This window comes from Paracoccaceae bacterium Fryx2 (assembly GCA_032334235.1).
Lineage (GTDB): Bacteria > Pseudomonadota > Alphaproteobacteria > Rhodobacterales > Rhodobacteraceae > JAVSGI01.
This window is the reverse complement of the sequence record JAVSGI010000003.1, coordinates 342,077-365,316: the sequence shown is the minus strand read 5'-3', so window position 1 is coordinate 365,316 and position 23,240 is coordinate 342,077. Positions and strand designations below refer to the sequence as shown.

General features: G+C 67.2%; 24 protein-coding genes, 1 tRNA gene and 1 pseudogene. 12 read left to right on the top strand and 14 right to left on the bottom strand.

The window, feature by feature from the left end; translation table 11 throughout:
• The first annotated feature begins 8 nt into the window (after positions 1–8).
• From RNZ50_02815 to RNZ50_02795, 5 genes are all read left to right on the top strand, one after another.
• Positions 9–1,373, top strand: coding sequence for a 1-acyl-sn-glycerol-3-phosphate acyltransferase (locus RNZ50_02815; GenBank protein ID MDT8853977.1), 1,365 nt, complete (start codon positions 9–11; stop codon positions 1,371–1,373).
• A 109-nt stretch (positions 1,374–1,482) separates the two neighbouring features.
• On the top strand, positions 1,483–2,775 hold the full coding sequence (ccrA, locus tag RNZ50_02810) for a crotonyl-CoA carboxylase/reductase (protein ID MDT8853976.1): 1,293 nt from the start codon (positions 1,483–1,485) through the stop codon (positions 2,773–2,775).
• Positions 2,776–2,954: 179 nt separating this feature from the next.
• A complete protein-coding gene (locus tag RNZ50_02805) occupies positions 2,955–3,146 on the top strand; it encodes a hypothetical protein (GenBank protein MDT8853975.1) in 192 nt (63 codons plus the stop codon).
• A gap of 84 nt (positions 3,147–3,230) precedes the next feature.
• Complete coding sequence (locus tag RNZ50_02800) at positions 3,231–4,763, top strand: AAA family ATPase (GenBank protein ID MDT8853974.1); 1,533 nt, start codon at positions 3,231–3,233, stop codon at positions 4,761–4,763.
• 60 nt (positions 4,764–4,823) lie between these two features.
• A complete protein-coding gene (locus tag RNZ50_02795; GenBank protein MDT8853973.1) occupies positions 4,824–5,060 on the top strand; it encodes an Lrp/AsnC ligand binding domain-containing protein in 237 nt (78 codons plus the stop codon).
• A 76-nt stretch (positions 5,061–5,136) separates the two neighbouring features.
• On the opposite strand, the gene RNZ50_02790 is transcribed toward RNZ50_02795, so the two are convergent.
• Together RNZ50_02790 and RNZ50_02785 are read right to left on the bottom strand one after the other, a co-directional pair.
• Positions 5,137–6,198 (bottom strand): quinone-dependent dihydroorotate dehydrogenase, encoded by a 1,062-nt coding sequence (locus RNZ50_02790; protein ID MDT8853972.1) that lies wholly within the window; start codon positions 6,196–6,198, stop codon positions 5,137–5,139.
• A complete protein-coding gene (locus RNZ50_02785) occupies positions 6,195–6,533 on the bottom strand; it encodes a DUF952 domain-containing protein (protein ID MDT8853971.1) in 339 nt (112 codons plus the stop codon). The genes RNZ50_02790 and RNZ50_02785 overlap by 4 nt, the downstream gene beginning before the upstream one ends.
• A gap of 167 nt (positions 6,534–6,700) precedes the next feature.
• Between RNZ50_02785 and RNZ50_02780 the strand changes: the two genes are divergently transcribed.
• The gene (locus RNZ50_02780; GenBank protein MDT8853970.1) at positions 6,701–8,221 is read left to right on the top strand and encodes a 5'-nucleotidase C-terminal domain-containing protein; all 1,521 of its coding nucleotides are present in this window, start codon (positions 6,701–6,703) and stop codon (positions 8,219–8,221) included.
• 35 nt (positions 8,222–8,256) lie between these two features.
• On the opposite strand, the gene RNZ50_02775 is transcribed toward RNZ50_02780, so the two are convergent.
• The gene (locus RNZ50_02775) at positions 8,257–9,159 is read right to left on the bottom strand and encodes a phosphotransferase family protein (protein ID MDT8853969.1); all 903 of its coding nucleotides are present in this window, start codon (positions 9,157–9,159) and stop codon (positions 8,257–8,259) included.
• A 98-nt stretch (positions 9,160–9,257) separates the two neighbouring features.
• Here RNZ50_02775 and RNZ50_02770 point away from each other — a divergent pair, with 98 nt between their 5' ends.
• The 3 genes from RNZ50_02770 to RNZ50_02760 all read left to right on the top strand — a co-directional run bounded on the left by RNZ50_02770 (position 9,258) and on the right by RNZ50_02760 (position 10,665).
• Positions 9,258–9,881 carry a class I SAM-dependent methyltransferase gene (locus tag RNZ50_02770; protein MDT8853968.1) on the top strand — a complete coding sequence of 208 codons (624 nt, stop codon included), beginning with the start codon at positions 9,258–9,260 and terminating at the stop codon, positions 9,879–9,881.
• A 6-nt stretch (positions 9,882–9,887) separates the two neighbouring features.
• Complete coding sequence (locus RNZ50_02765) at positions 9,888–10,550, top strand: SOS response-associated peptidase (protein ID MDT8853967.1); 663 nt, start codon at positions 9,888–9,890, stop codon at positions 10,548–10,550.
• A gap of 41 nt (positions 10,551–10,591) precedes the next feature.
• Positions 10,592–10,665, top strand: a tRNA-Gly gene (locus RNZ50_02760).
• A 5-nt stretch (positions 10,666–10,670) separates the two neighbouring features.
• Here RNZ50_02760 and RNZ50_02755 read toward each other — a convergent pair.
• Positions 10,671–12,530, bottom strand: a complete 1,860-nt coding sequence (locus tag RNZ50_02755) for an ABC transporter ATP-binding protein (GenBank protein ID MDT8853966.1) — start codon at positions 12,528–12,530, stop codon at positions 10,671–10,673.
• A 240-nt stretch (positions 12,531–12,770) separates the two neighbouring features.
• Between RNZ50_02755 and RNZ50_02750 the strand changes: the two genes are divergently transcribed.
• Positions 12,771–13,157: a VOC family protein gene (locus RNZ50_02750; protein MDT8853965.1), complete on the top strand. Its 387-nt coding sequence runs from the start codon at positions 12,771–12,773 to the stop codon at positions 13,155–13,157.
• A 5-nt stretch (positions 13,158–13,162) separates the two neighbouring features.
• Here RNZ50_02750 and RNZ50_02745 read toward each other — a convergent pair whose 3' ends face one another.
• The 5 genes and pseudogenes from RNZ50_02745 to RNZ50_02725 form a co-directional block, all read right to left on the bottom strand.
• A complete protein-coding gene (locus RNZ50_02745; protein ID MDT8853964.1) occupies positions 13,163–13,588 on the bottom strand; it encodes a lactoylglutathione lyase in 426 nt (141 codons plus the stop codon).
• A 65-nt stretch (positions 13,589–13,653) separates the two neighbouring features.
• Positions 13,654–14,442 (bottom strand): SDR family oxidoreductase, encoded by a 789-nt coding sequence (locus tag RNZ50_02740; GenBank protein MDT8853963.1) that lies wholly within the window; start codon positions 14,440–14,442, stop codon positions 13,654–13,656.
• 10 nt (positions 14,443–14,452) lie between these two features.
• The gene (gene fabB, locus RNZ50_02735) at positions 14,453–15,682 is read right to left on the bottom strand and encodes a beta-ketoacyl-ACP synthase I (GenBank protein ID MDT8853962.1); all 1,230 of its coding nucleotides are present in this window, start codon (positions 15,680–15,682) and stop codon (positions 14,453–14,455) included.
• A 21-nt stretch (positions 15,683–15,703) separates the two neighbouring features.
• Positions 15,704–16,219 (bottom strand): bifunctional 3-hydroxydecanoyl-ACP dehydratase/trans-2-decenoyl-ACP isomerase, encoded by a 516-nt coding sequence (gene fabA / locus RNZ50_02730; protein MDT8853961.1) that lies wholly within the window; start codon positions 16,217–16,219, stop codon positions 15,704–15,706.
• A gap of 394 nt (positions 16,220–16,613) precedes the next feature.
• Positions 16,614–17,658, bottom strand: a pseudogene (locus RNZ50_02725) (IS5 family transposase).
• Between the two features lie 90 nt (positions 17,659–17,748).
• On the opposite strand from RNZ50_02725, the gene RNZ50_02720 reads away from it, so the two are divergent.
• A complete protein-coding gene (locus tag RNZ50_02720; GenBank protein MDT8853960.1) occupies positions 17,749–18,165 on the top strand; it encodes a transcriptional repressor in 417 nt (138 codons plus the stop codon).
• 156 nt (positions 18,166–18,321) lie between these two features.
• Positions 18,322–19,173, top strand: coding sequence for a transglutaminase family protein (locus RNZ50_02715; GenBank protein MDT8853959.1), 852 nt, complete (start codon positions 18,322–18,324; stop codon positions 19,171–19,173).
• Positions 19,174–19,190: 17 nt separating this feature from the next.
• On the opposite strand, the gene RNZ50_02710 is transcribed toward RNZ50_02715, so the two are convergent.
• From RNZ50_02710 to RNZ50_02690, 5 genes are read right to left on the bottom strand one after another with little or no spacing between them, the layout of a single operon-like run.
• On the bottom strand, positions 19,191–20,336 hold the full coding sequence (locus RNZ50_02710) for an aminotransferase class V-fold PLP-dependent enzyme (GenBank protein MDT8853958.1): 1,146 nt from the start codon (positions 20,334–20,336) through the stop codon (positions 19,191–19,193).
• Between the two features lie 23 nt (positions 20,337–20,359).
• Positions 20,360–21,034: an amino acid ABC transporter permease gene (locus tag RNZ50_02705; GenBank protein MDT8853957.1), complete on the bottom strand. Its 675-nt coding sequence runs from the start codon at positions 21,032–21,034 to the stop codon at positions 20,360–20,362.
• Positions 21,021–21,806, bottom strand: a complete 786-nt coding sequence (locus tag RNZ50_02700) for a DUF1445 domain-containing protein (GenBank protein ID MDT8853956.1) — start codon at positions 21,804–21,806, stop codon at positions 21,021–21,023. The genes RNZ50_02705 and RNZ50_02700 overlap by 14 nt, the downstream gene beginning before the upstream one ends.
• Positions 21,803–22,234: a hypothetical protein gene (locus RNZ50_02695; GenBank protein ID MDT8853955.1), complete on the bottom strand. Its 432-nt coding sequence runs from the start codon at positions 22,232–22,234 to the stop codon at positions 21,803–21,805. The genes RNZ50_02700 and RNZ50_02695 overlap by 4 nt, the downstream gene beginning before the upstream one ends.
• A gap of 49 nt (positions 22,235–22,283) precedes the next feature.
• The gene (locus tag RNZ50_02690; GenBank protein ID MDT8853954.1) at positions 22,284–23,087 is read right to left on the bottom strand and encodes an ABC transporter substrate-binding protein; all 804 of its coding nucleotides are present in this window, start codon (positions 23,085–23,087) and stop codon (positions 22,284–22,286) included.
• Positions 23,088–23,240 lie beyond the last annotated feature (153 nt).

The following is a 23,240-nucleotide window of genomic DNA, read 5'->3' as shown; positions in this document are numbered from 1 at the left end:
GTCGCACCATGACCGGCACCGTGGAAATCCCCTTCTGGCTTCTGGCGCTTGTGCTGGTTCTCGCCGCGATTGCGGCGCTGGACCGGATCGTCGGGCCGTCGCTGCGCTGGTTCCTGCGGCGGCGGCTGGAACGGCTGGTGACGCGGCTGAACACCCGGCTGGAGCGCCCGATCCAGCCGTTCCGCCTGTTGCGCAGGCAGGACATGATCGTGCGGCTGCTGCATGACCCGAAGGTGATGGCGGCGGTGGTCGATCATGCCCATGCCACCGGCGTGCCGGAAAGCGTGGCGTTCCAGGAGGCCCGCACCTATGCGCGCGAGATCGTGCCGGGGTTTTCGGCGCTGGTCTATTTCGGCTTTGCCACACGGGCGGCGCGGCGGCTGAGCCGGGCGCTTTACCGGGTGCGGATCGGCCGGATCGATTCGGCGCTGGCGGCGATAGACCGCCATGCGACGGTGGTCTTCGTGATGAACCACCGCAGCAACATGGATTACCTGCTGGTGACATGGCTGGTGGCCGACCGCTCGGCGCTGTCTTACGCGGTGGGGGAATGGGCGCGGGTCTGGCCGCTGAGCCGGGTCATCCGGGCGACGGGGGCCTATTTCATCCGGCGCGGCAGCCGCAACGCGCTCTATCGCCGGGTGCTGGCGCGCTATGTGCAGATGACGGCGGCGGACGGCACCACCCAGGCGATCTTTCCCGAGGGCGGGCTGAGCCTTGATGGCCGGGTGGGGCCTGCGAAGATGGGGCTGCTGAGCTACATCGTGCAGGGGTTCGACGCGGCGGCGCGCGACGTGGTGTTCGTGCCGGTGGCGATTGCCTATGACCGCGTGCTGGAGGACCGGCTGCTGGTCGAGGCCGGGCAAAGCGGCGTGCGGCGCTTTCGCGCGCGGCCGGGGGTGATCGCGGCCTTTGTCGCGCGGGTGCTGTGGGGCAAGCTGCGCCGGACCTTTCCGAGGTTCGGCACGGCTGCGGTGGCGTTCGGCGCGCCGTTGTCGCTGCGCGACTGGCTGGCGGGCGGGGAGGATACCGAGGCGCTGGGGGCCGTGCTGATGGCGGGGGTCGCCGCCAGCGTGCCGATCCTGCCGGTGCCGCTGGTGGCGGCGGCGCTGGCGGACGGGCCGGTGCTGCGCGCCGACCTTCCGGGCGTGCTCCGGGCGCAGATTGCGCGGCTGGTGGCCTGCGGCGCGGTGCTGAAGCTGCCGCCGGGCGACGGCGCGCTGGCCGAGGGGCTGCGGGTGCTGGAGGCGCGGGGGATCGTGGCCGACGGCCCCTTCGGCCTGACGGCGGTGGCGGGGCAGCAGGCGCTCCTGGCGTTCCACGCTGCGGGGGTGCAGCAAAGGCTGGAAATTTCTGCGCCGCAGCGGACATAAAATTACAAAATGGGCCGCCCATCTATTGCAAAGTTGCTGAACTCTGCTTAATTCCAGCCAGAACCCGCGGCGATTCTGCGTCGCGGCATCCATTCAACAGGAGGGCCCCATGGCACTTGACACCCATCAGGACATTGTCGCCTACGACGCGCCGCAAAAGGATCTTTACGAGGTCGGTGAAATGCCGCCGCTCGGGTTCGTGCCCAAGCAGATGCATGCCTGGTCGATCCGCAGGGAACGGCATGGCGAACCCGATACGGCGATGCTGGTCGAGGTGGTCGATACCCCGAGCATCGACAGCCACGAGGTGCTGGTGCTGGTGATGGCGGCGGGGGTCAACTACAACGGCGTCTGGGCGGCGCTGGGCATCCCGATCTCGCCGTTCGACAGCCACAAGCAGCCCTATCACATTGCCGGTTCCGATGCGGCGGGCATCGTCTGGGCCGTTGGCGACAAGGTGAAGCGCTGGAAGGTCGGTGACGAGGTCGTGGTGCATTGCAACCAGGACGACGGCGATGACGAGGAATGCAACGGCGGCGACCCGATGTTCTCGCCCAGCCAGCGCATCTGGGGCTACGAGACTCCCGACGGGTCTTTCGCGCAGTTCACCCGGGTGCAGGCGCAGCAGCTGATGGCCCGCCCGAAGCACCTGACGTGGGAGGAAGCGGCCTGCTACACCCTGACGCTGGCCACCGCCTACCGGATGCTGTTCGGCCACCGGCCGCATGTGCTGAAACCCGGCGACAACGTGCTGGTCTGGGGCGCCTCGGGCGGGCTGGGGTCTTACGCGATCCAGCTGATCAACGCGGCGGGGGCCAATGCGATCGGGGTGATCAGCGAGGAGGACAAGCGCGAGTTCGTCATGGGCCTTGGCGCCAAGGGCGTCATCAACCGCAAGGATTTCAACTGCTGGGGCCAGATGCCGACGGTCAACACGCCCGAGTATGCGGCGTGGTTCAAGGAGGCGCGCAAGTTCGGCGCGGCGATCTGGGCGATCACCGGCAAGGGCAACAACGTCGACATGGTGTTCGAGCATCCGGGCGAGGCGACCTTTCCGGTTTCGGTCTTCGTGGTGAAGCGCGGCGGGATGGTGGTGATCTGCGCCGGCACGACCGGCTTCAACCTGACGTTCGACGCGCGTTACCTGTGGATGCATCAGAAGCGCGTGCAGGGCAGCCACTTTGCCAACCTGAAACAGGCTTCGGCGGCGAACAAGCTGATGCTGGAGCGGCGGCTCGACCCCTGTCTGTCCGAGGTTCTGCCCTGGGCCGAGATTCCGGCGGCGCACATGAAGATGCGGCGCAACGAGCACAAGCCGGGCAACATGGCGGTGCTGGTGCAGGCGGCCTGCCCGGGCCTGCGCACCTTCGAGGATACGCTGGAAGCCAGCCGCAACCGTTGATCCACTCTTGCCGGATCTGACCGGACCGCCGCAGCGTGCATCGCTGCGGCGGTTTTTTGTTGTTCGCGGCTTTGTCGCGTTTGCAGGGACAGTGTGTTGCCGAGATAGCGGGTAATGCCTGCCGCGGGTCGGGTGATATGGTGAACGCCACGGTAACCAGGTTTCCGTTCGGAGACGCAATGCGCCATGACTGGGTTTTCGACGTGCTGACCGACCTGCGGGCCTATGCACACAAGAACGGCCTGCCCGCGCTGGCGGCGCAGGTCGAGGTCGCATTGCAGGTGGCGCGGGCCGAGATTGCCGGGGCGGGGCCCGCCGATGGCGGCGGCAACGGCAATGGCGGGGTGCCGCCTTCGGGTCGGGCGCACTAGCGCGGCTGGCCGCGTGCGGGATCGTCGCGCGGCAGCCGCACGCGGGCTCTCGCCTCTGGCGGCGCGGTCCTTTATGGTCGCGCCATGCAGTCCACCGCGCTTTCCTTTTCCGACGATCAGGCCGAGGCCTGGGACCGTCTGTCCGACCAGCTTCGCGGCATGGGCGTCGATCTGCACGAGGGCACGCTGATCCCGCCGACCGAGGGCAAGACCTCGGTGCTGGCGGTGGTGGGCAAGGCCGGGTCGGGCAAGACCATGCTCTTGTCGCGGCTTTACAAGGCGCTGTCGGCGGCGGGTGTCGATGTGGTCTCGGGCGATTACGAGGGCAGGAAGCGCAAGGACCGCCGCACGCTGGCGGTGCTGGCGCCAACCAACAAGGCGGCATCGGTGCTGCGGCTGCGCGGCGTGCCCGCGACCACGATCCACCGCATCCTCTATACCCCGCTGTACGACCCGCAGTATGAGCGCATCGCGGAATGGCTGGCGGGCAACGGGCCGCGGCCAGAGGTCGAGGGGCTGACCGAACTGGCACTGGACCGGGCGAAGGCGTTCTACGACACGGTGGCGTCGATTCCGGGGGCGCTGGCGGCGGCGGGTCTGCGCGGGTCGGATTTCATCAAGGGCTGGAAGCGGCGCGAAGAACCGCTGGACATCGGGCTTGTGGATGAATCCTCGATGCTGGACGAACGCCAGTTCGACGACCTGCGCGCGATCTTTCCGATGCTGGTGCTGTTCGGCGACCCGGCGCAGCTGGCCCCGGTGGGACAATCGGGCGAGATGGTGTTCGACAGGCTGGGAACCGAGCGCAAGCTGATGCTGAGCCGCATCCACCGCCAGACCGAGGGCAACCCGATCCTGGACCTGGCCCATGCGCTGGCCGACCCCGACCTGGGCTTCGAGACCTTCGAGCGCATGGTTGAGGATGCCGCACGCCGTGACCCGCGGGTCGAGATCGCGCAGCGGGTGGACAGCGACCTGATGGCGCGCAGCCCGGTGCTGGTCTGGCGCAATGCGACGCGCATCCGGCTGATCACCGCGTTCCGCGCGGCGCACGGCGCGCCCGTCGATGCGCTGCTGGCGGGGGAACCGCTGATCTGCGACGGGATCGAGCTGCCACTGAAGCACCGCAAGAAGCGGATCGACCTCGAGGCGCGGGGGCTGATCAAGGGGGCGCAGGTGATCTACCTCGGCCCCGGCAACCGCGACGGCTTTGCGCGCCTGCATGTGGTGGGGGCGGAAGACCCGCAGGTGTCGGCCGCCTCGATCATCAAGATCGAACTGCCGGACGAGGCCGAGCCCTTCATCCCCTCGGCCGCGCGGATGGGGGCGACCTTCCTGCATGGCGCGGCGGTGACGATCCACAAGGCGCAGGGCAGCCAGTGGGAGACCGTGCAGGTCTTTGCGCCCGACCTCTGGGCCGCCTCGCAGGCGGGGCGGATGGAGGCGGGGGTGGCGCTGTGGAAGCGGCTGGCCTATGTGGCCATCACAAGGGCCGAGCGGCGGCTGATGTGGGTGGTGCGCAACCGGCTGGGGCGGCCGCAGGCGGTGCTGGGGGTCGATGACCTGCCGCGCGTCGCCCCGACCCTGAAACTGCGCGAGACGCTGGCCGACGAGTGACGCCCTCTTTACCCGGCTGGCCGGGCGGCGCTAGAGTGCGGCACAACATGGGAGACCCCGATGGTTTGCGTTTTTGTCCAGTTCCGCTGCACCCCCGGCAAGACCTACGAGGTCGCCAACGCGATCTATGACCGCGAGGTGGTGAGCGAGCTTTATTCCACCAGCGGCGACTTCGACCTGATCGCCAAGATCTACATCCCCGAGGGCGAGGATGTCGGGCATTACCTGTCGGGCAAGCTGTTCGACATTCCCGGCATCGTGCGAACGCTGACGACGATGACGTTCAAGGCGTTCTGAAGGGCGCGATTGTGGAAAGGGCGGGGGTTTCACACCCCCGCGCCCCCGTGGGATATTTGAGAACAGAAGAACGTGATCAGAGCCAGTCGCCGCGGCCGGTGCCGGTGGCGTCGCTGATGGCGGCGTAGCCGTAGCGGGCGAGGATGTCGTCAAGCCCGCGGGCGATGCGGGCGGCGAGCGAGACGCCCTCGTAGACCATCGCGGTGTAGATCTGCACGGCCGAGGCGCCGGCGCGGATTTTCTGCCAGGCCTGTTCGGCGGTGGAGATGCCGCCGACGCCGATCAGCGGCAGGCGGCCGTCGGTCAGTTGCGACAGGCGGGCAAGCACGCGGGTGGACCGTTCGAACAGCGGCGCGCCGGACAGGCCGCCCGACTCGGCGCGGTGGGGGCCGTGCAGGCCGTCGCGGTTCAGCGTGGTGTTGGTGGCGATGATGCCCGCAAGGCCCGTGGTCATGGCAATCTCGGCGATGTCGGCCAGATCGGCGTCGGTCAGGTCTGGCGCGATCTTGAGGAAGACCGGGATCGGGCGCGGCAGGGTGGCGCGCACCGTCATCACTCCGTGCAGCAGTTGCGCCAGCGCCGCGCGGCCCTGCAGGTCGCGCAGCTTTTCGGTGTTGGGGGATGAGACATTGACCGTGGCGAAATCGACATGCGGGCCGCAGGCGGCCAGCACGGCGGCGAAATCGGCGGCGCGGTCGGCACTGTCCTTGTTGGCGCCGAGGTTGAGGCCGACCGGCACCCCCCCCCTGGGCCGCAGCGCCAGGCGGGCAGCAATCTGGGCCGCGCCTTCGTTGTTGAAGCCGAAGCGGTTGATCGCGGCGCGGTCTTCGGTCAGGCGGAACAGGCGCGGGCGCGGGTTGCCGGGCTGGGCGCGCGGGGTGGCGGCGCCGACCTCGAGAAAGCCGAAGCCCGCCCGCATCAGCGGGTCGAGCGCGCAGGCGTTCTTGTCGTAGCCCGCCGCAAGGCCGACCGGGTTGGGCAGCGCCATTCCGGCCAGATCGCAGGCGAGGCGGGGCGAGGTGACCGGGCCGGGCAGCGGCAAGAGGCCGGCGCGCAGCGCGGCCAGCGACAGGCCGTGGGCACGTTCGGGATCGAGGCGGTGCAGCAGGCTCAGGGCTGTGCGTTCGTAAAGGCTCACCACAGGCCCTCGGGGAAGATGTGGCCGGTGGCGCCAAGCGGCAGCGACTTGTCCCACACCACATCGGCCAGCGTCAGGTCGCGGTAGAGGTGCGGGAACAGCGCCCCGCCGCGCGAGGCTTCCCATTTCAGCGCCGGGCCCAGCGCATCGGCGCGGAGCGCGACCAGCACGAGGTCGCTTTCGGTTGCGAAGTGCCTTGCCGCCGTTTCGGCCACCTGGGCGGAGGTGGAGATGTGGATATAGCCGTCGGCGCGGTCGACGGCTGCGCCCGATGTCGAGCCCGCAGCGCGGAAGGCATCCCATTCGGGGCGGCGGAAAATCTTGAAGATCAGCATGGGCACCCTCATGCACCGATGCGGGCAGGTGGTCAATGGCCGGCTGCGGGGTCGGGTCACGCGGGTTTCATTCGGGGGAGGGGCGGGTGCTGCGTGGCAGGGAAGTCTTTGACAGGCGGGCGCCCTGACCGCAGTGTGACAGGATCAATCCTGGTGGGAGATTTCAGATGAAGACACTTGCACGCCGGTTTCTTGCGCCATTGCTGGGCGCGTGCAGCCTGATGGCGCTGGGCGCCGCGCCGGGGGCTGCCGAAACGGTCAAGCTGACGATTCTGGGGGTCGGCGACATCTACAACTTCGAGGGCGACGGCGAGCGGGGCGGGTTTGCCCGGCTGAACGCGGTGGCGCTGGCGGAACGGGCCGCCAACCCGAACACGATCTATGCCTTTGACGGCGACATGCTGTCGCCCTCGATCCTGTCGGGGTTCGACAAGGGGCAGAACACCATCGACCTGACCAATCTGGTGCCGTTCGACATCGCGGTTCCGGGCAACCACGAATTCGATTTCGGGCCGGAGAACTTCTTCGAGAAGATGGCGGTCTCGAACTACCCCTGGGCCGCGATCAACATCACCAATGCCGACGGGTCACCCGTGGCGGGGCTGGGCGGGGTGATGGTGAAGGAGGTCGGGGGCCTGAAGGTCGCGCTGATTCCGGTGGCGCAGGACACCACGCCCGAGGTGGCAAGCTCTGGCGACCTGATATTCCTGCCGACGGTCGATACCGCGGTCGAGGCCGCGAAGGCGGCGCGCGAGGATGGCGCCGACCTGGTGATCGGGGTGGTGCAGACCGACATGGCGAACGACCGTGCGTTGATCGCCAGCAAGGCGTTCGACGTGATCCTGTCGGGCGACGACCATTCCTATGGCACCGCCTATGACGGCATCACCGCCTATGTCGAAACCTCGATCGACGGGCGCTACCTCGCGCCGCTGGACCTGACGGTGGAGATCGGTGAAAGCGACGGCAAGCGCACGATTTCGTGGACGCCGATGTTCCGTTTCATCGACACCGCCGCGGTCACGCCGCACCCCGAATCGCAGGCGATGGTGGAGGCATTCCAGACCAAGCTCGACGAAAGCCTGAATGTCGAGATCGGCAGCACCGAAGGCGCGCTCGATTCGCGGCGCAACGTGGTGCGGGCCGAGGAATCGGCGATGGGCAACCTGATTGCAGATGCGATCCGTGATGCGGTAGGGGCGGATATCGGTCTGACCAACGGCGGCGGCATCCGGGCCGACCGGACCTATGATGCCGGAACGAAGCTGACGCGGCGCGATGTGCTGACGGAACTGCCGTTCGGCAATGTCACGGTATTGACCGAACTGCCGGGGTCGCAGATTCTGGCGGCGCTGGAGAACGGCTTCAGCCAGGTGGAAAAGGGGGCGGGGCGCTTCCCGCATGTCTCGGGGATGACGGTGGTCTATGACCCGACGGCGCCGGCCGGGTCGCGGGTGGCCTCGGTCATGGTGGGGGATGCCGACTTGGAGGCGGACAAGGTCTATACGGTGGCGACCAACGACTTCATCCTCGCGGGTGGTGACGGGTTTTCGGCGCTGGGCGGCGGCAACGTGAAGATCAACGCGGGCAACGGCAACCTGATGGCCAATGACGTGATGAACTACATCGAGAAGGCCGGCACGGTGACCTCGAAGGTCGAGGGGCGGATCAAGACCGTCGGCCAATAAGCCTGCGGGCGCGTCCCGGTTGGGCGCGCCTGTTCTCAGGCGGTGATCGCGGCCAGATGCGGCGCGAAACCGGGGCTGGCCATCAGCGCTTTGCAGCGGGCAAAGCGGGCGTCGGCGTAGGCGCGGAAATCCTCGGCCGGGTTGGCGTCGGCCAGCTGGATCAGGCCCCACAGCGTCCACAACAGGTCGCACATCGCCTTGTAGATCACCATGCGGCCATGGTCGGCGGCACTGGCCGGGCCGTCGAAATAGGCGGCCAGCAGTTCGGCATCCTGCGCGGCATCGAAACCGGCCTCCACCGACAGATCGCCCAGATCCCACATCGGGTCGTTCATGCCGGAGTATTCCCAGTCGACCAGCCACATCCGGTCGCCGGTATCGAGCAGGTTTTCGCACAGCGGGTCGCAGTGGCTGGGCACCAGCGGCACCGGGCGGGCGGCAAGGGCGCGGCGCACCGCTTCGGCCTCGGCCACCACGTCGTGATAGCCGGGCGGCAGGGCGACGTCGCGCGGCACCAGCAGGCGCAGATAATCGTCGATCATCGCGAACAGGTCGAACCGCGCCGGGAACGCGGCACCCGATTGGTGCAGGTGGCGGAAGGCGGCGCCGGCCCTTGCGGGGGCACCGGGGCGGGTGCGGAAACCTTCGGGCGTCATGGTGGTGACCCCGGCAAGGAAGCGGGTGACCATCAGGCCGCTGGCGGGGTCGACGTGCAGCACCTCGGGGGCCACTCCCGCTGCGGCGGCGGCGCGGGCGGTGGCGGCCTCCGCCACGCGGTCGATGTAGGCTTCGGTGCCGGGGCCGGGCAGGCGGAGGCAGACATCGCCCAGCCGGTAAACCCGGTTGGTCAGCCCGCCCAGCCGTTCCACCGGCCCATTGTAGCCCGCAAGCGCCGGAAGGCTGGCGCGCAGGGCGCGGATTTCTGGGCTGTCGGGCATCGCATTTCCGTTCTGTCTGGCCTGCCGGGAAGATGGTTCCATAATTTCCGCGCGCTGGCTATCCTGCTGCATGACGCAAGGTGGCAGGGAAGACGGCAATGGAACAGGAAAAACATGACGGCCCGCTGGGGGCGGTCTACGACGCGCGGTCCCCGGAGGAGATCGCGCAGATCTATGACTTCTGGGCCGAAACCTATGACGCCGAGATGGCGGCTGCGGGGTATCGGCATCCGTCGATCTGCCTTGGACTGCTGGCGCGCCATCTGCCGCGCGGGGCGGCGCCGCTGCTCGATGCCGGGGTCGGCACCGGGCTGATCGGCGACTGGCTGGGAATCATGGGCTATCCGGAGGTCGAGGGGCTGGATATTTCCGAAGGGATGCTGGCAGTGGCGGCGCGCAAGGGCTGTTACACCGCGCTGCACCGTCTGGCGCTGGGCGGGGCGCTACCCTTTGCCGACGGGCAGTTTGCCGGGGTGGTCTCGACCGGCGTCTTCACCACCGGCCATGTCGGGGCCGAGGCGCTGGCGGAACTTTTGCGCATCTGCCGCCCCGGCGGGGTGCTGGTGCTGACGGTGAAGGACACGCTGTGGGACGGGTTCGCGGCGGCGATTGCCGGTATGGCGGAGCGCGTGGCGCTGATCGAGGAAACCGTGCCCTACGTCTCGATGCCCGGCGAGGTTGGCACGGTGCCAGGCCGGGGCATCGTGCTGCGGGTGCTGTAACGCGCTATGTGCGGGCGCTTCACCATCACCCATCCCGACGAGGCGATGGCGCGGCTGTTCGATGCGGTTCCGGGCAACGACCTGCCGCCGGTGCCGCGTTACAATATCTGCCCGACGCAACCCGTGGCGGTCGTCACGCATGACGAGGGCGGGCGGCGGTTGCGGGCGATGCGCTGGGGCCTGCTGCCGGTCTGGTACAAGACGCCGACCGACGGCCCGCTGATCATCAACGCCCGCGCCGATACCGTCGCGGTCAAGCCCGCCTTCCGCGAGGCGATCCGCTCGCGGCGTTGTCTGATCCCGGCCAGCGGGTTTTATGAGTGGAACGCGGGGCCGGACGGCGCGCGCCTGCCGTGGTATTTCGCCCGCAGCGATGGTGCGCCGATCGCCTTCGCGGGCCTTTGGCAGCATTGGGAACGCGACGGGCAGGCGCTCGACACCTGCGCCATGATCACCACCGACGCCGGGCCGGGCATGACGATCCACCACCGCGAGCCGGTGCTGGTCGAGCCCGCCGACTGGCCGCTGTGGCTGGGCGAGGCCGGGCATGGTGCGGCACCGCTGATGCACGCCACGGCGGCAGGGGTATTGCAGGCGCACCGGGTGGACCCGAAGGTCAACTCCAACCGGGCCGAAGGCGCCGACCTGATCGCGCCCTTGCCCGCCTGACCCTTGCAAGCCCCCCGGCTGCTGATTATACCGGGGGCGTCGCGGGTGTAGCTCAATGGCAGAGCAGAAGATTTCCAATCTTATGACGAGGGTTCGATTCCCTTCACCCGCTCCACCCGTTCAGCGATAGCCCGCCGCCTGCAATTCGAACAGGTCGGCATAGCGCCCGTTTTGCGCCAAGAGCGCCTCGTGGGTGCCTTCGGCCTCGACCCGGCCGCCCGCCAGTACCAGAATCCGGTCCGCCATCCGCACGGATGAGAACCGGTGCGAGATCAGCACGGCGGTCTTGCCATGGGTCAGATCCTTGAACCTCTGGAACACCTCGAACTCCGAGCGGGCATCGAGGGCGGCGGTGGGTTCATCCAGAATAAGCACCTCGGCGTCGCGCATGTAGGCGCGGGCGATGGCGATCTTCTGCCACTCGCCGCCCGAAAGCTCGACCCCGTTCTGGAACCGTTTGCCGATCATCTGGTCATATCCGCGCGGCAGACCGGCAATCACCCGGTCGGCCAGACTGCGTTCGGCGGCGGTGCGGATGCGGTCGGCATCGCCCCGCGCCTCGATCCGGCCGACCGCGATGTTGTCGCCCGCCGACATGTTGTAGCGCACGAAATCCTGAAAGATCACCCCCATCGCCCCGCGCAGCGCATCGACATCATAGGACCGCAGGTCGTGGCCATCGAGAAGGATGCGCCCCTCGTCGGGGTCGTAAAGCCGGGCCAGAAGCTTGACCAGCGTGGTCTTGCCCGCGCCATTCTCGCCCACCAGCGCCAGCGTTTCGCCCGCGTTCAGGGTAAAGCTCAGGTGCCGCACCGCCCAGCGTTCGGCGCCGGGATAGCGGAAGCCGACATCCTCGAACACGAAGCCCTGCCGGATCGGGCGGGGCATCGGCAGCGGGTCGGGCGGCGACTGGATTTCCGGCGCGACGCGGAAGAAATCGAACAGGTCATCGAGATAGAGCGCCTGCGCGGCGGTCGAGGAAAAGCTGGTCAGCAGCCCTTCCAGCAGCCCGCGCAGCCGCAGGAACGAACCCGCGAGAAACGTCAGGTCACCGATGGTCAGCACCCCGGTCAGGGTGCGCCCGATGATCCAGACATAGGCGAGATAATAGCCCAGCGTGCCGACCCCGGTGAACAGCGCCCCCCACAACGCGCGGGCCCGTGCGATCTTGCGGTTGGCGGCGTAGAAGCTGAGCGACAGGGTGCGGTAACGGTCGGTCAGGAAGCGGCTGAGGCCGAAGATCTTGATCTCTTTCGCAGTTTCGACGCTGGCTGCCGTCTGGCGCACATAGTCAAGCTCGCGCCGTTCCGGGGTGCGGCGGAAATCGAGCGTGTAGGTCTGCGCGTTGAAATGCGCCTCGCCCAGAAAGGCCGGGATCAGCGACAGCAGCAAGAGAACGATCAGCCACGGGTTGTAGATCACCAGCCCCGCCCCCAGCGTCGCGACGGTGACCAGATCCTGCATCTGTTTGAGCAGCAGCCCCATCAGCGTCATCCGCCCGCTGGCCTGACGGCGGGCGCGTTCCAGCCGGTCCTGAAAGGCGGCATCCTCGAAATCTTCCAGATCGAGCGTCGCCGCATGGTCCATCAGGCGGATCGACGAGGTCATGGTCAGCCGTTCGGCCAGCAGCGTATCCACCAGCCCCACCGCCCGCAGCAGCAGGTCCGACAGCACCGCCAGCCCCAGTTCGGCCGCCACCAGCACCATCAGCCCCTCGGCCAGACCGCTGGTCCACCACCCCTCCATCGTGGCGGGGTGGGCGGGCAGGGCCGACAGACGGATCACCTCGTCGATGATCAGCTTGGCGATCCACAGCGCCGCCACCGGCAGCACGGCGCGCACCAGCCGCAATACGACCGTCGCCAGCGTCAGGCCGGGGCTGGCACGCCAGACCATCACCAGAAACGGGCCGATGTTGCGCAGCGCCGCCCAGCGGGCGCGGAAACTGCGGGTCGGCGTCGGGGAAGGGGAGTCGGTCATCGGCGCGCTTTCGGGAGGGGTGCCATGGGTTCTAGCGCGCGCCGGCGGGAATGGCGACGGCTTGCAGGCGCGCGGGTGGCAGGCCGCGCCGCGCCCCCGGACAACGGCGCCCCCGGCGGAGCCAGCCTGCCGGATGAGACAGCGCGCACCCTGCACCGGGGTCGCGAATCGTGGCAGGATGGGCCGAAATCAAACGGCCTGTGGCGGCTAGCCGCAGGCCATCCTGCAACGGAGGCTGTGATGAGCGACACGCACGGAATGATCTGGTGGTCGGAACTGATGACCCGCGAGCCCGAGGCGGCCACCGCCTATTACGGCAGCGTGGCGGGATGGACCTTTGCCGACATGCCGATGGAGGGGGGCGCCTATATGGTGGCCAGCCGCGAGGGGCGCCCTGTTGCCGGGATCATGGACATGACCGACCTGCCCGGCATGGATGAACTGCCGCCGCACTGGTTCACCTACATCGCGGTGGATGACGTGGAGGCGGCGGTGGCGGCGACCCTGGCGGCCGGGGGCGCGGTGATCAAGGACGTGTTCAGCGTGCCCGAGGTGGGGCGCATTGCCATTATCTCCGACCCGACCGGCGCGGCGCTGGGCATCATGACGCCGGTGCGCCCGGCCTGAAGGTGTCAGCCCGGCGGTGGTTCGGCGGCCTGTTCGGCGGCTGACAGGTCCATCCACAGCGGTTCGAACACGTTGCCGTCCGGGTCCATGAAAGTGCGCGAATACATGAAGCCCAGATCCGTCGCGGGTTTGGGCTCTGACCCGCCCGCCCCAAGGGCTGCTTCGGTGATCGCATCGACGGCGGCCCGGTCGTCGCGTGACAGGCAGATCAGGGCTGCGGTGGTCTTCGTGGTGTCGGCGCGTGGCAGGGGCGAGAATCCCTGAAACCGCTCGTGCATCAGGATCATCAGGAAGATCGTGTCGGAAATCACCACGCAGCAGGCGGTGTCATCGCTGAACCGCAGGTCGAGCGCGAAGCCGAGTGCCTGATAGAACGCCTTCCCGCGTTCCAGGTTCGACACCGGAAGGTTGACTAAAATCATCTGTGACATGGCCGCACCTCCTGTTGGTGCGACCAGCCTGCCAGACATCAGCGGCTTGGCAACAGGAATTGCGGCTAGAGGTTCTCGTGCTGCGGCATCCCCAGCACATGATACCCGCCATCGACCCGGACAATCTCGCCCGTGGTGCAGGCACCGTAATCCGAGGCGAGATAGACCGCCGTGCCGCCCACGGTTTCCAGCGTGCCGTTGCGGCGCAGCGGCGCGTTCGCCTCGGTCTGGCGGAAGGTCTGGCGCGCGCCGGCAATCGCGGCACCGGCCAGCGTCTTCATCGGGCCGGGGGAAATGGCGTTGACCCGGATGTTCTGCGGCCCGAGGTCATTGGCCAGATAGCGCACCGAGGATTCCAGCGCCGCCTTGGCCACCCCCATCACGTTGTAGAAGGGCGTGACCCGGTTCGAGCCCTGGAATGTCAGCGTCAGCAGCGTGCCGCCATCGGGCATCATTTCGGACGCGCGCCGCGCGATGTCGATGAAGGAAAAGCAGGAAATCGTCAGCGAGTTCTTGAAGTTCACCTTGCTGGTGTTGATGAACCGCCCCGCCAGTTCCGCCTTGTCGGAAAAGGCGATGGCATGGACCACGAAATCCAGCGTGCCCCATTCATCCTTCAGCCGGGCGAAGCAGGCGTCGAGAGATTCGTCCTTGGTCACGTCGACATCGATCAGCAGCGATGCGCCGAGGCTGGCGGCCAGCGGTTCGACCCGCCGCCCGAACGCCTCGCCCTGATACGAAAAGGCCAGTTCGGCGCCTTCCCCGGCCATGGCCTTCGCAATGCCCCAGGCAATCGACCGCTCATTCGCGACGCCCATCACAAGCCCGCGCTTGCCCTTCATCAGATCGGCCATGCAATCAACCTCAGTTCTGGAATTTGCTCATGACGAGCGTGGCATTGGTGCCGCCGAACCCGAAGCTGTTGGACAGCACCGAATCAAGCTCCACCCCTTCACGCAGGGTGGTCGCAATTTCGTCGGGGTGAATTTCGGGGTCCAGTTGCGTGATGTTGGCCGAGGCTGCGATGAAGCTGCCCTGCAGCATCAGCAGGCTGTAGATGGCCTCGTGCACGCCGGTCGCACCCAGGCTATGCCCGGTCAGCGACTTGGTCGAGGAAATCGGCGGGGTGGAGCCTTCGCCGAAAACCCGGCGCACCGCCTTGACCTCGGTCACGTCGCCCGCGACGGTCGAGGTGCCGTGGGCGTTGATATAGCTGATCCGGCGGCCTTCGGGCAGGGTGCCAATGGCCAGACGCATCGAACGCTCGCCACCCTCGCCGGAAGGGGCCACCATGTCGTGACCGTCAGAGGTGGCACCGTAGCCGGTGACTTCGGCGTAGATCTTCGCGCCGCGCGCCAGGGCGTGCGACAGTTCTTCCAGCACCACCACGCCGCCGCCGCCCGCGATCACGAAACCGTCGCGCGTCGCGTCGAAGGCGCGGCTCGCGGTCTGCGGCGTGTCGTTGTATTTCGATGACATGGCGCCCATCGCGTCGAACAGGCATGACAGCGTCCAGTCCAGTTCCTCGCCGCCGCCGGCAAAGACGATGTCCTGCTTGCCCATCTGGATCAGTTCGACCCCGTTGCCGATGCAATGGGCCGAGGTGGAGCAGGCCGAGGTGATGGAATAGTTCACGCCCTTGATCTTGAACGGCGTGGCAAGGCAGGCAGAGTTGGTCGAGGACATGCAGCGCGTCACCATGAACGGCCCCATCTTCTTCGGCGCGCCCTTTTCGATCACCGTCTCGAACGCCTTGAAGAAGTTCGACGTGGACGGCCCGCCCGACCCCATGATCAGACCCGAACGGTCGTTCGACACGTCGCCCGGTTCCAGCCCCGAATCCGCGACGGCCTGCTGCATGGCCAGAAAGTTGTAGGCCGCCCCCGGACCCATGAAGCGCAGGTCGCGCTTGTCGATGTGGTCTTCCAGCACGATCTGCGGCATGCCGTGGACCTGGCTGCGAAAGCCGTGTTCGGTATAGGTCGGCGCGGCGACGATGCCCGAACGGCCCGCCCGCAGGCTGGCCTCGACTTCGGCGGCCGTATTGCCGATGGACGAGATGATGCCGATTCCGGTGATGACGACGCGGCGCATGGCGCTCTCCTTCGTGCAGGGTCAGGTGGTCGCGGCAGCGGCCAACCCGACTTTCATGTCCTTGACAAGATAGATCACTTCGCCGTCGGCCTCAACGCGGCCATCGGCGACGCCCATCTTCAGGCGGCGGTCGATGACGCGGGTGAAATCGACGAAATAGCGGATCATGGTGCGGGCGGGGGTGACCATGCCCTTGAGCTGCACCTCGCCCACGCCCAGCGCGAATCCCTGGCCCTGCCAGCCGCGCCAGCCGAGGTTGAAGCCGGTCAGCTGCCACAGGCCATCGAGCCCGAGGCAGCCGGGCATCACCGGGTTGCCGGGGAAATGGCACTTGAAGAACCACAGGTCGGGCGTGATGTCGAATTCGGCAACCACATGGCCCTTGCCATGCGCGCCGCCATCGGCGGAAATATCGGTGATGCGGTCCATCATCAGCATCGGCGGTTCGGGAAGCTGGGCGTTGCCGGGGCCGAACAATTCGCCCCGGGCGCATTTCAGCAGCCCTTCCTTGTCGAAGCTGGTCGGATATGCCGTCATGACTTCGCGTCCCCCCGTTCACGCAATCTTTCTTCCCTGTAACACCGGCATCGGAGTGGTGGCAAGGGCGGCCCCGGTCCGCGCTCCTGCGGCACCTCTGCACAGGCGGGCGGGCGAAATCGACCTGCCTCGGGCGACCCGTCGCGCGTTTTCGTTTGAAAACGCCCGCCACAGCGCCATATATTGCACGATGATGAACATTAGGGCACCTCGATTTTTGACTGTTTTCGCGGCAACGGCATAGCAGGTTCTGCCCGAAGCGCGGCAGCGACCTTCAGCTGACCGATTGTTGCCTTGGTTTTTATGATCTGCCGCCCATTTCGCCTCGCGGACCTTCGGTTCAGGGCCGTTTTTAGCGATGCGCGGGGCGATCTGCGTCCTTGGCCGACCGTTTTCAGGCTGGGTGCGGGTTGATGCGACCCAGTTGGCCGAGGCGGCGCATGTTGTAGGCGGAGATTCTTCATGCCGACTTTGGCCTTCGCCCGCACCAAGCCGATGGTGCGCACCAGGGTGCCGCCCATGTCGTTGGCCTGCGCGCCGAAGATGTGCTCAACCCGGACCCGCACGGTGGATTTGGTGCGGTTGCTGCCCTTGGCCTGGTCGGTCAGCGGCTTGCCCCGATTGCCCTTGCGGTGGATGTGGCTTTTCAGTTTTAAGGCGCGGAGTTTGGCCTCCATCTCCTCGGACCGATAAGCAGCATCCGCCCACACGCCAGACCCGGTGTTGCCCTGCATCAGCAGATGATCCACTGCCTGGCTGTCATGCACAGCGGCGTCGGTGACGTGGTAGCGCCGGACCAGCTTATGCGTGCGGTCCACATTCACATGGTTCTTGTAGCCGTAGTGGCTCTTGCCGTGCTTTTTCGTCCAACGTGCGTCCACATCCTTTTGCACCCGTTTCGCTGGCTTATCAGCCCAATCCTCGGGGACCTCGCCCTTCTTGATCGTTGCGTTTTCATCGCGCGTGTTGTGATTGCGCGGCACCGGCACGATGGAGGCGTCCAGGATCTGACCGCCGCGCGCAATGTAGCCCCGCCGCGCCAAATGACCGTCAAACAACCCGAACAACTCCTCCACCTTGCCGGCCTGCGCCAGCGCATCGCGATACAGCCACACCGTCTTGGCGTCGGGCACCCGGTCACCAAGGCCCAACCCCAGGAAGCGCATAAAGGAAAGCCGGTCGCGGACCTGATATTCGATCTGATCATCCGACAGGTTGTAAAGCGCGCTCAGAACCAGCGTCTTGAACATCAGCACCGCATCTATCGGCTTGCGCCCCGCGCGGGACTTGCGATCCGCAACAGGCTTGCGCCAGACCCGCTCAAGAGCCGGACGAAACTCCTCCCACGGCACGACGGCATCAATTTCGACCAGCGGATCCCTTTTGGCATCGAGGCTCGCGTAACGGTCCGAAAGATCGAAAAAACCCATCTGCGCCATCGTTGCATCCCCAATGCCAGTTCACTGTCTCACCATACCGAAGTGCGGGGGATGGGGCAATTTATAGAGGTGCCCATTATGGACTTGGGCATGGATCAGACGGCGACAGTGCGGGCGACAGACTGGCTGATGCGCGGCGACCTGCGTCCGACGCGGCAGCGGCTTTCGTTGGCGGCGCTGCTGGTCGGCGACGGCAAGGACCGCCACGTCACCGCCGAAAGCCTGCACGCCGCCAGCGGCCAGAGCGGCGAGCCGGTCAGCCTTGCCACCGTCTACAACACCCTGCGCGCCTTCTGCGAGGCGGGGCTGATGCAGGAAGTGGTGGTCGACGGGTCCAGAAGCTACTTTGACACCAGGATGGACGATCACCCGCATTTCTACTGGGAAGACAGCGCCGAACTGACCGACGCGCCCAACGATCAGCTGGAGATCTGCCGCCTGCCGCAAGCGCCTGAAGGCACCCTGATCTCGCGGGTCGATGTGGTGATCCGCCTGCGCCGCACCTGAGACGCTGTTTTCGCCGACCGCCCGAAATCGGGCGTTTCGTCCTATTTCCGTGCAGGTGCGCCGGAATGGACAGGCGCGCAACCTTCGCCGGGTTGCGGCCGCCCCCCGTCTCCCCCAATCCTGAGGGAGGCCCAATTTTCAGTGAAAGCAGACCCCATGCTCATCAGGTTCGGATATGACATCACGGTGACCTGCGGCCAGGATACGCCAATGGTCTGCCTGCTGGCGCTGCGCGACGAACGCCGCGGCGCACTGGTCGCGCCGGAAACCGTGGCGACGTATCCGCAGGTGCCGACGCGGCTTTACCACGACCTGTTCGGCAACACCTGCCGCCGCTTCGTGGCCCCGGCGGGAGCGTTCCGCATCACCGGCGACGGCATCGTCGCCGATGACGGGATGCGCGACCCGGCCGATCTGGCGGCGGTGGAAACCCCGATCGCAGATCTTCCCGACGATGTGCTGATCTATCTGCTGGGCAGCCGCTATTGCGAAACCGACCAGTTGAGCCAGACCGCCTGGGATCTGTTCGGCCATATCCCGCCGGGCTGGGGCCGGGTGCAGGCGATCTGCGATTTCGTCCACAATCACATCCGCTTCGGCTACATGGACGCACGGGTGACGCGCACGGCGCTGGACGCCTACAACGAGCGCATCGGCGTGTGCCGGGACTTTGCGCATCTGGGAATTGCGCTTTGCCGCTGCATGAACCTGCCCGCGCGCTATGTGAACGGCTATCTGGGCGACATCGGCGTGCCGATCGTCAATCCGATGGATTTCTCGGCCTGGATCGAGGTTTACATCGGCGGGCGCTGGATGACCTTCGATCCGCGCAACAACATCCCGCGGATCGGCCGCACCAAGGTCTCGCATGGCCGCGATGCCGCCGACGTGCCGCTGATCCACAGCTTCGGGCCGCATTATCTGGCGAACTTCCAGGTCTGGTGCCACGAGGTCGATGCCTCGGGCGCCGCCCTGATCGCAGAGAACGAACGCCCGCCTGCGCTCTGATCCGCCGCGGGCCCCGATCACGGCGCGCGGCCAAGGCTTTCCAGCGCCGTGATCAGCCGGGTGATGCCCGCGTCGGTGGTCACCGCCCCCGGCGAGACGCGCAGGATCTGGCCGCGCGCATCGGCAAACAGCCCCTGCGCGCGCAATCCCGCCAGCACGGCCTGCGGGTCGGCCCCGGTGCCCAGCCGGAGCATCAGGCTGCCGCCGCGCCGTTCGGGGGCGCGCGGGGTCAGCAGGGTCAGGCCCAGATCGTCGGCGGCCTCGATCACCCGCGCGGTCAGTGCGCGATTGTGCGCCAGAAGCGCCGCCTTGTCCTGGCGCGCGTGCCATTCAAGCGCCGGAAGTGACGCCGCCGCCGCCATCACGCCGGGCGTGCCGTGGTCGAAGCGGCGGATGTCGGGGGCATAGGCAAAGCGGTCCAGCGCCCAGGAGAACGGGTTTTCCTGGCTGAACCAGCCGCACAACTCGGGCCGGCAGGCGGCGATCAGCGCGGGTGCCACCTGCAGGATGCCCGCGCCGGGCGTGCCGCACATCCATTTCAGGCTGGTGGAAATGGCGAAATCCACCGCCGGATCGGTCACGTCGAACGGCAGAAGCCCCGCAGCCTGCGTGATGTCGACCCCTATGACGCTGCCCATGGCGCGGCCATGCGCCACCAGCGCATCCAGGTCCACCCGGTGCGACGAGGTCGAACTGACCCAAGTGATCAGCGCAAGGCCGACATCGGGGCCCCAGCGGGCGATCATGTCCTCGTCCTCGACCCAGGCCGCGCCCTGCCGCATCGGCACGGTGTCGAGCGTGAAGCCCAGCCTGCCGGCCATCGCCGTCAGCAGGAAATGGTTCGACGGAAAGCAGTCGCCCGCCACCAGCACCCGACGGCCCTTCAGCACCCCCTCGGGCAGGGCCGAAACCAGCGCGTGCAGCGCGGCGGTGACATTTTCGGTCGTGGTCAGCGATCCTTCGGGCGCATTCAGGATCGCGCGCCAGCGGTCGATGAAGCCCTGCCGCCTGCCCAGCGCATAGCCCCATTGCGCATCGTCATTGGCGCCCCAGACGGCGGCAAATCCGGCCATGGCGGCGGCCATCTCGGCCGCCTTGCCGGGGTATTGGCCGATCGAGTGATACAGCAGGTAGCCATCGCCCGCAGAACTGTCGTTGGTCATCATTCATTCCGGTTTGGGGCCGATCAGCGGACATAGGCCCGCTGCAGCCGGGTTTCCAGCCAGCCGGTGAAGCGCACGGCGGGCCACAGGATCGCGACATAGATCAGCGCCGCCCCGATCAGCGGCGTCGGGTTGGCGAACAGCGCCTGCGCGTCGGTCGCCTGTTTCAGCAGGTCGGTCATCGCCACCACCGAGGCCAGCGACGTGTCCTTGATGATCGAGACGCAGTTCGACGCATGGGGCGGAATCACGATGCGGATCGCCTGCGGCAGCACCACCTTGCGCATCGTGGTCCAGAACCCAAGGCCCAGCGCAGAGGCCGCCTCGAACTGGCCCTTCGGGACCGCCTGGATGCCTGCCCGCACCACCTCGGCGGTATAGGCCCCCAGCACCGCCGACAGCGCGATGGCGGCGGCGACAAAGCTGGAAAACACGATGCCGACAAAGGGCAGGGCATAATAGATCAGGATCAGCACCACCAGCACCGGCAGCGCGCGCATCAGGTCGGTGTAGATCACCGCCAGCAGGCGGAACGGCCGCCAGGCGTAAAGCCGGATCAGGCAGATCACCACGCCCAGCAGACCGCCGAAGATGATCGCCGTCGTGCCCAGCATCAGCGTGTTGGCCAGCCCCAGCAGCAGGATCGGAAAGGCGCGCTGCATCACCGACCAGTTGAAGAAGATGTCAAAGACTTCCATCGCTTGCCCCTTCGAAACGCCGCGCCGGGCGGTCGGTGATCAGCATGTGGCCCGGCGCATGGGTGATGGCGAAGGGCAGCCGGGCCGAGGCGATGGCCCGTTCCATCGTGACGCCGCAGGCCCAGAACACCGGGGTTTCGCCGGAAAGAATGTCGGTCAGCCCGAGACCGTCGATCGGGCGGGCAAGATCCACCCCCAGCGCCGCCGGGTCGCCCGCATGGACCGGCGCGCCGTGGGCATCGGGATGGGCGCGGGTGACCGCGGTCGCCAGCGCCACCTGATCGCTGCGGATCGCCCGCATCGAAACGACCAGATTGCCGCCGAACAACCCCGCAGGCCGGTTCGGCCGCGTGGTGTCGAAGGCCGAGCAACTGATCCCCGGCGCATGGCAGCGCAGGGTGACGCCGGCGCGCACCAGATCGGCCTCGAACCCCAGCGAGCAGCCGACGGCAAACACCACCAGATCGTCGCGCCAGAGGTCGGCAACGTCGGTCGGCATCTCGGCCGCCACGCCGCTCCGGAACACCCGGTAGCGCGGCAGGTCGCGGCGGATGTCGATCCCCGCCCCCAGCGCGGGCAGCCCCGGATCGCCCGGCAGGCCGCGCGCCAGCAGCGGGCAGGCGGCGGGGTTGGCGTGCAGGAACGCCGCGAAGGCATCGGCATGGCCTTGCGGCAGGATGGCGATGTTGGCCTGCTGAAACCCGGGGGCAAGGGCGGCGGTCTGCGCCACCGCCCCCGCCCGGAACCCGGCCCGCAGCGCCTGCGGTGTCATTGCGCCGCCAGGTCGGTTTCGATCTGCGCCTTGAACAGCAGCACTTCCAGATCGTGCGTGGTGCAGGTGCGTGCCCAGCGGGCATCGTCCATCCAGCCCGCGCGCCAGGTGCTCATCGCGGCCAGGGTGCAGCCCGCGTCCTGCCCCCAGTCCCCGCCCGCCACCGCCCGGATCGAGACGCGCGGCACCCGCGCCTCCAGCGTGCCGACATGATAGTCGATCAGCCCCAGCGCCCGGTGCGGCCGCACCTCGACGATCGCTTCCGACCCGTCGAACAGCGACTGCCCCCGCCAGAGGCCCGGCCCGGCGGGCTGAAAATCCATGCTGCCCAGCGCCCAGCGCCCGACGCGGCGCGCATCGGTCAGATGCGTCCAGACAAAGGACAGCGGCGCGTCGATCCGCGTGCTGGCAAGGTAGGCAACGGTCATGCTCTGCTCCGGCAGGTGGGGGGGCAGGGGGCTGCCCCCCGGTTCAGGGTCAGTCGGCCGAGGTCGGAACCGGCAGGGGCGTCACGGTCAGGCTGTCGGCCGCAGGGGCCACGCCCAGCCATTTCTCATGAATGGCCGCCATGGTGCCATCGGATTTCATCTCGGAGATGATGGCATTCACCGCTTCCAGCTTGTCGGACCCCTTCGGCATCATCATCGCGAACTTCTCGCCGGTCACGATTTCGGTCGCGACCGTCAGGCCGGGTATCATGGTGAAGGCGTAGCGCAGGCCGACGATGTCGTTCACCGCGGCGTCGATCCGGCCGTTCTGCAGGTCTGTCAGCATGTTGGTGGTGGTGTCGTAGCTCTTGTATCCGGCATAGCCGAGCTCGGCCGCGCGTTCCTTCAGCCAGGTTTCCGGGAAGGAGGTGGCGATGGAGCCGATGGTCCTGCCCTTCAGCCCGGCCAGATCGGTGATGCCCGACCCGTCCTTGACCCCGACCCCCAGCGCGCCGAGGAAATAGGGCTGGGTGAAGGACTGGCTTTCCAGCCGTTCGTCGGTGATGGTCAGCGACGAGATCACCATGTCCACCCGCCCCGAGGCCGAAGCCACGAACAGCGCCTTGAAATCCAGCCCCTCGATCTCGGCGGTGGTGCCCATGCGCCTGGCGATCTCGTTGACGATGTCGACCTCGAAGCCCTCGAAGCTGCCTGTTTCGGTCTTGTTCTGCCACGGCGGGTTGGCGGGGTAGGCCCCGACGCGCAGCGCGTCCGCCGCCTGGGCGACAGGTGTCAGGCTCAGCGTCATCAATCCCGCCACGAGCCCGAATACGGCGCGTCTGGTCAGTGTCATGCGTCAGTCCTCCTGCTGGGTGGTCCCCGTTCCCGCGGGAATCGTCGCGGTCGGGGCTGGGGAAAGGCTGTCAGATACCGTATACTTTTCAAGAACTATTTTGATCTTGAAGGAAGTCGAAACCGCGAGGATTCCGCGATTTTACGCGATACT

Coding starts and splice junctions, on each gene's coding strand:
- RNZ50_02775 (MDT8853969.1), bottom strand. CDS start 9,159: ATGCCCGACAGCCCAGAAATCCGCGCCCTGCGCGCCAGCCTTCCGGCG.
- RNZ50_02785 (MDT8853971.1), bottom strand. CDS start 6,533: ATGCTGATCTTCAAGATTTTCCGCCGCCCCGAATGGGATGCCTTCCGC.
- fabA (MDT8853961.1), bottom strand. CDS start 16,219: ATGACGGCATATCCGACCAGCTTCGACAAGGAAGGGCTGCTGAAATGC.
- RNZ50_02745 (MDT8853964.1), bottom strand. CDS start 13,588: ATGTCACAGATGATTTTAGTCAACCTTCCGGTGTCGAACCTGGAACGC.
- RNZ50_02715 (MDT8853959.1), top strand. CDS start 18,322: ATGCTCATCAGGTTCGGATATGACATCACGGTGACCTGCGGCCAGGAT.
- RNZ50_02770 (MDT8853968.1), top strand. CDS start 9,258: ATGGAACAGGAAAAACATGACGGCCCGCTGGGGGCGGTCTACGACGCG.
- RNZ50_02720 (MDT8853960.1), top strand. CDS start 17,749: ATGGATCAGACGGCGACAGTGCGGGCGACAGACTGGCTGATGCGCGGC.
- RNZ50_02700 (MDT8853956.1), bottom strand. CDS start 21,806: ATGACACCGCAGGCGCTGCGGGCCGGGTTCCGGGCGGGGGCGGTGGCG.
- ccrA (MDT8853976.1), top strand. CDS start 1,483: ATGGCACTTGACACCCATCAGGACATTGTCGCCTACGACGCGCCGCAA.
- fabB (MDT8853962.1), bottom strand. CDS start 15,682: ATGCGCCGCGTCGTCATCACCGGAATCGGCATCATCTCGTCCATCGGC.
- RNZ50_02765 (MDT8853967.1), top strand. CDS start 9,888: ATGTGCGGGCGCTTCACCATCACCCATCCCGACGAGGCGATGGCGCGG.
- RNZ50_02755 (MDT8853966.1), bottom strand. CDS start 12,530: ATGACCGACTCCCCTTCCCCGACGCCGACCCGCAGTTTCCGCGCCCGC.
- RNZ50_02800 (MDT8853974.1), top strand. CDS start 3,231: ATGCAGTCCACCGCGCTTTCCTTTTCCGACGATCAGGCCGAGGCCTGG.
- RNZ50_02780 (MDT8853970.1), top strand. CDS start 6,701: ATGAAGACACTTGCACGCCGGTTTCTTGCGCCATTGCTGGGCGCGTGC.
- RNZ50_02815 (MDT8853977.1), top strand. CDS start 9: ATGACCGGCACCGTGGAAATCCCCTTCTGGCTTCTGGCGCTTGTGCTG.
- RNZ50_02750 (MDT8853965.1), top strand. CDS start 12,771: ATGAGCGACACGCACGGAATGATCTGGTGGTCGGAACTGATGACCCGC.
- RNZ50_02710 (MDT8853958.1), bottom strand. CDS start 20,336: ATGACCAACGACAGTTCTGCGGGCGATGGCTACCTGCTGTATCACTCG.
- RNZ50_02740 (MDT8853963.1), bottom strand. CDS start 14,442: ATGGCCGATCTGATGAAGGGCAAGCGCGGGCTTGTGATGGGCGTCGCG.
- RNZ50_02695 (MDT8853955.1), bottom strand. CDS start 22,234: ATGACCGTTGCCTACCTTGCCAGCACGCGGATCGACGCGCCGCTGTCC.
- RNZ50_02690 (MDT8853954.1), bottom strand. CDS start 23,087: ATGACACTGACCAGACGCGCCGTATTCGGGCTCGTGGCGGGATTGATG.
- RNZ50_02795 (MDT8853973.1), top strand. CDS start 4,824: ATGGTTTGCGTTTTTGTCCAGTTCCGCTGCACCCCCGGCAAGACCTAC.
- RNZ50_02805 (MDT8853975.1), top strand. CDS start 2,955: ATGCGCCATGACTGGGTTTTCGACGTGCTGACCGACCTGCGGGCCTAT.
- RNZ50_02705 (MDT8853957.1), bottom strand. CDS start 21,034: ATGGAAGTCTTTGACATCTTCTTCAACTGGTCGGTGATGCAGCGCGCC.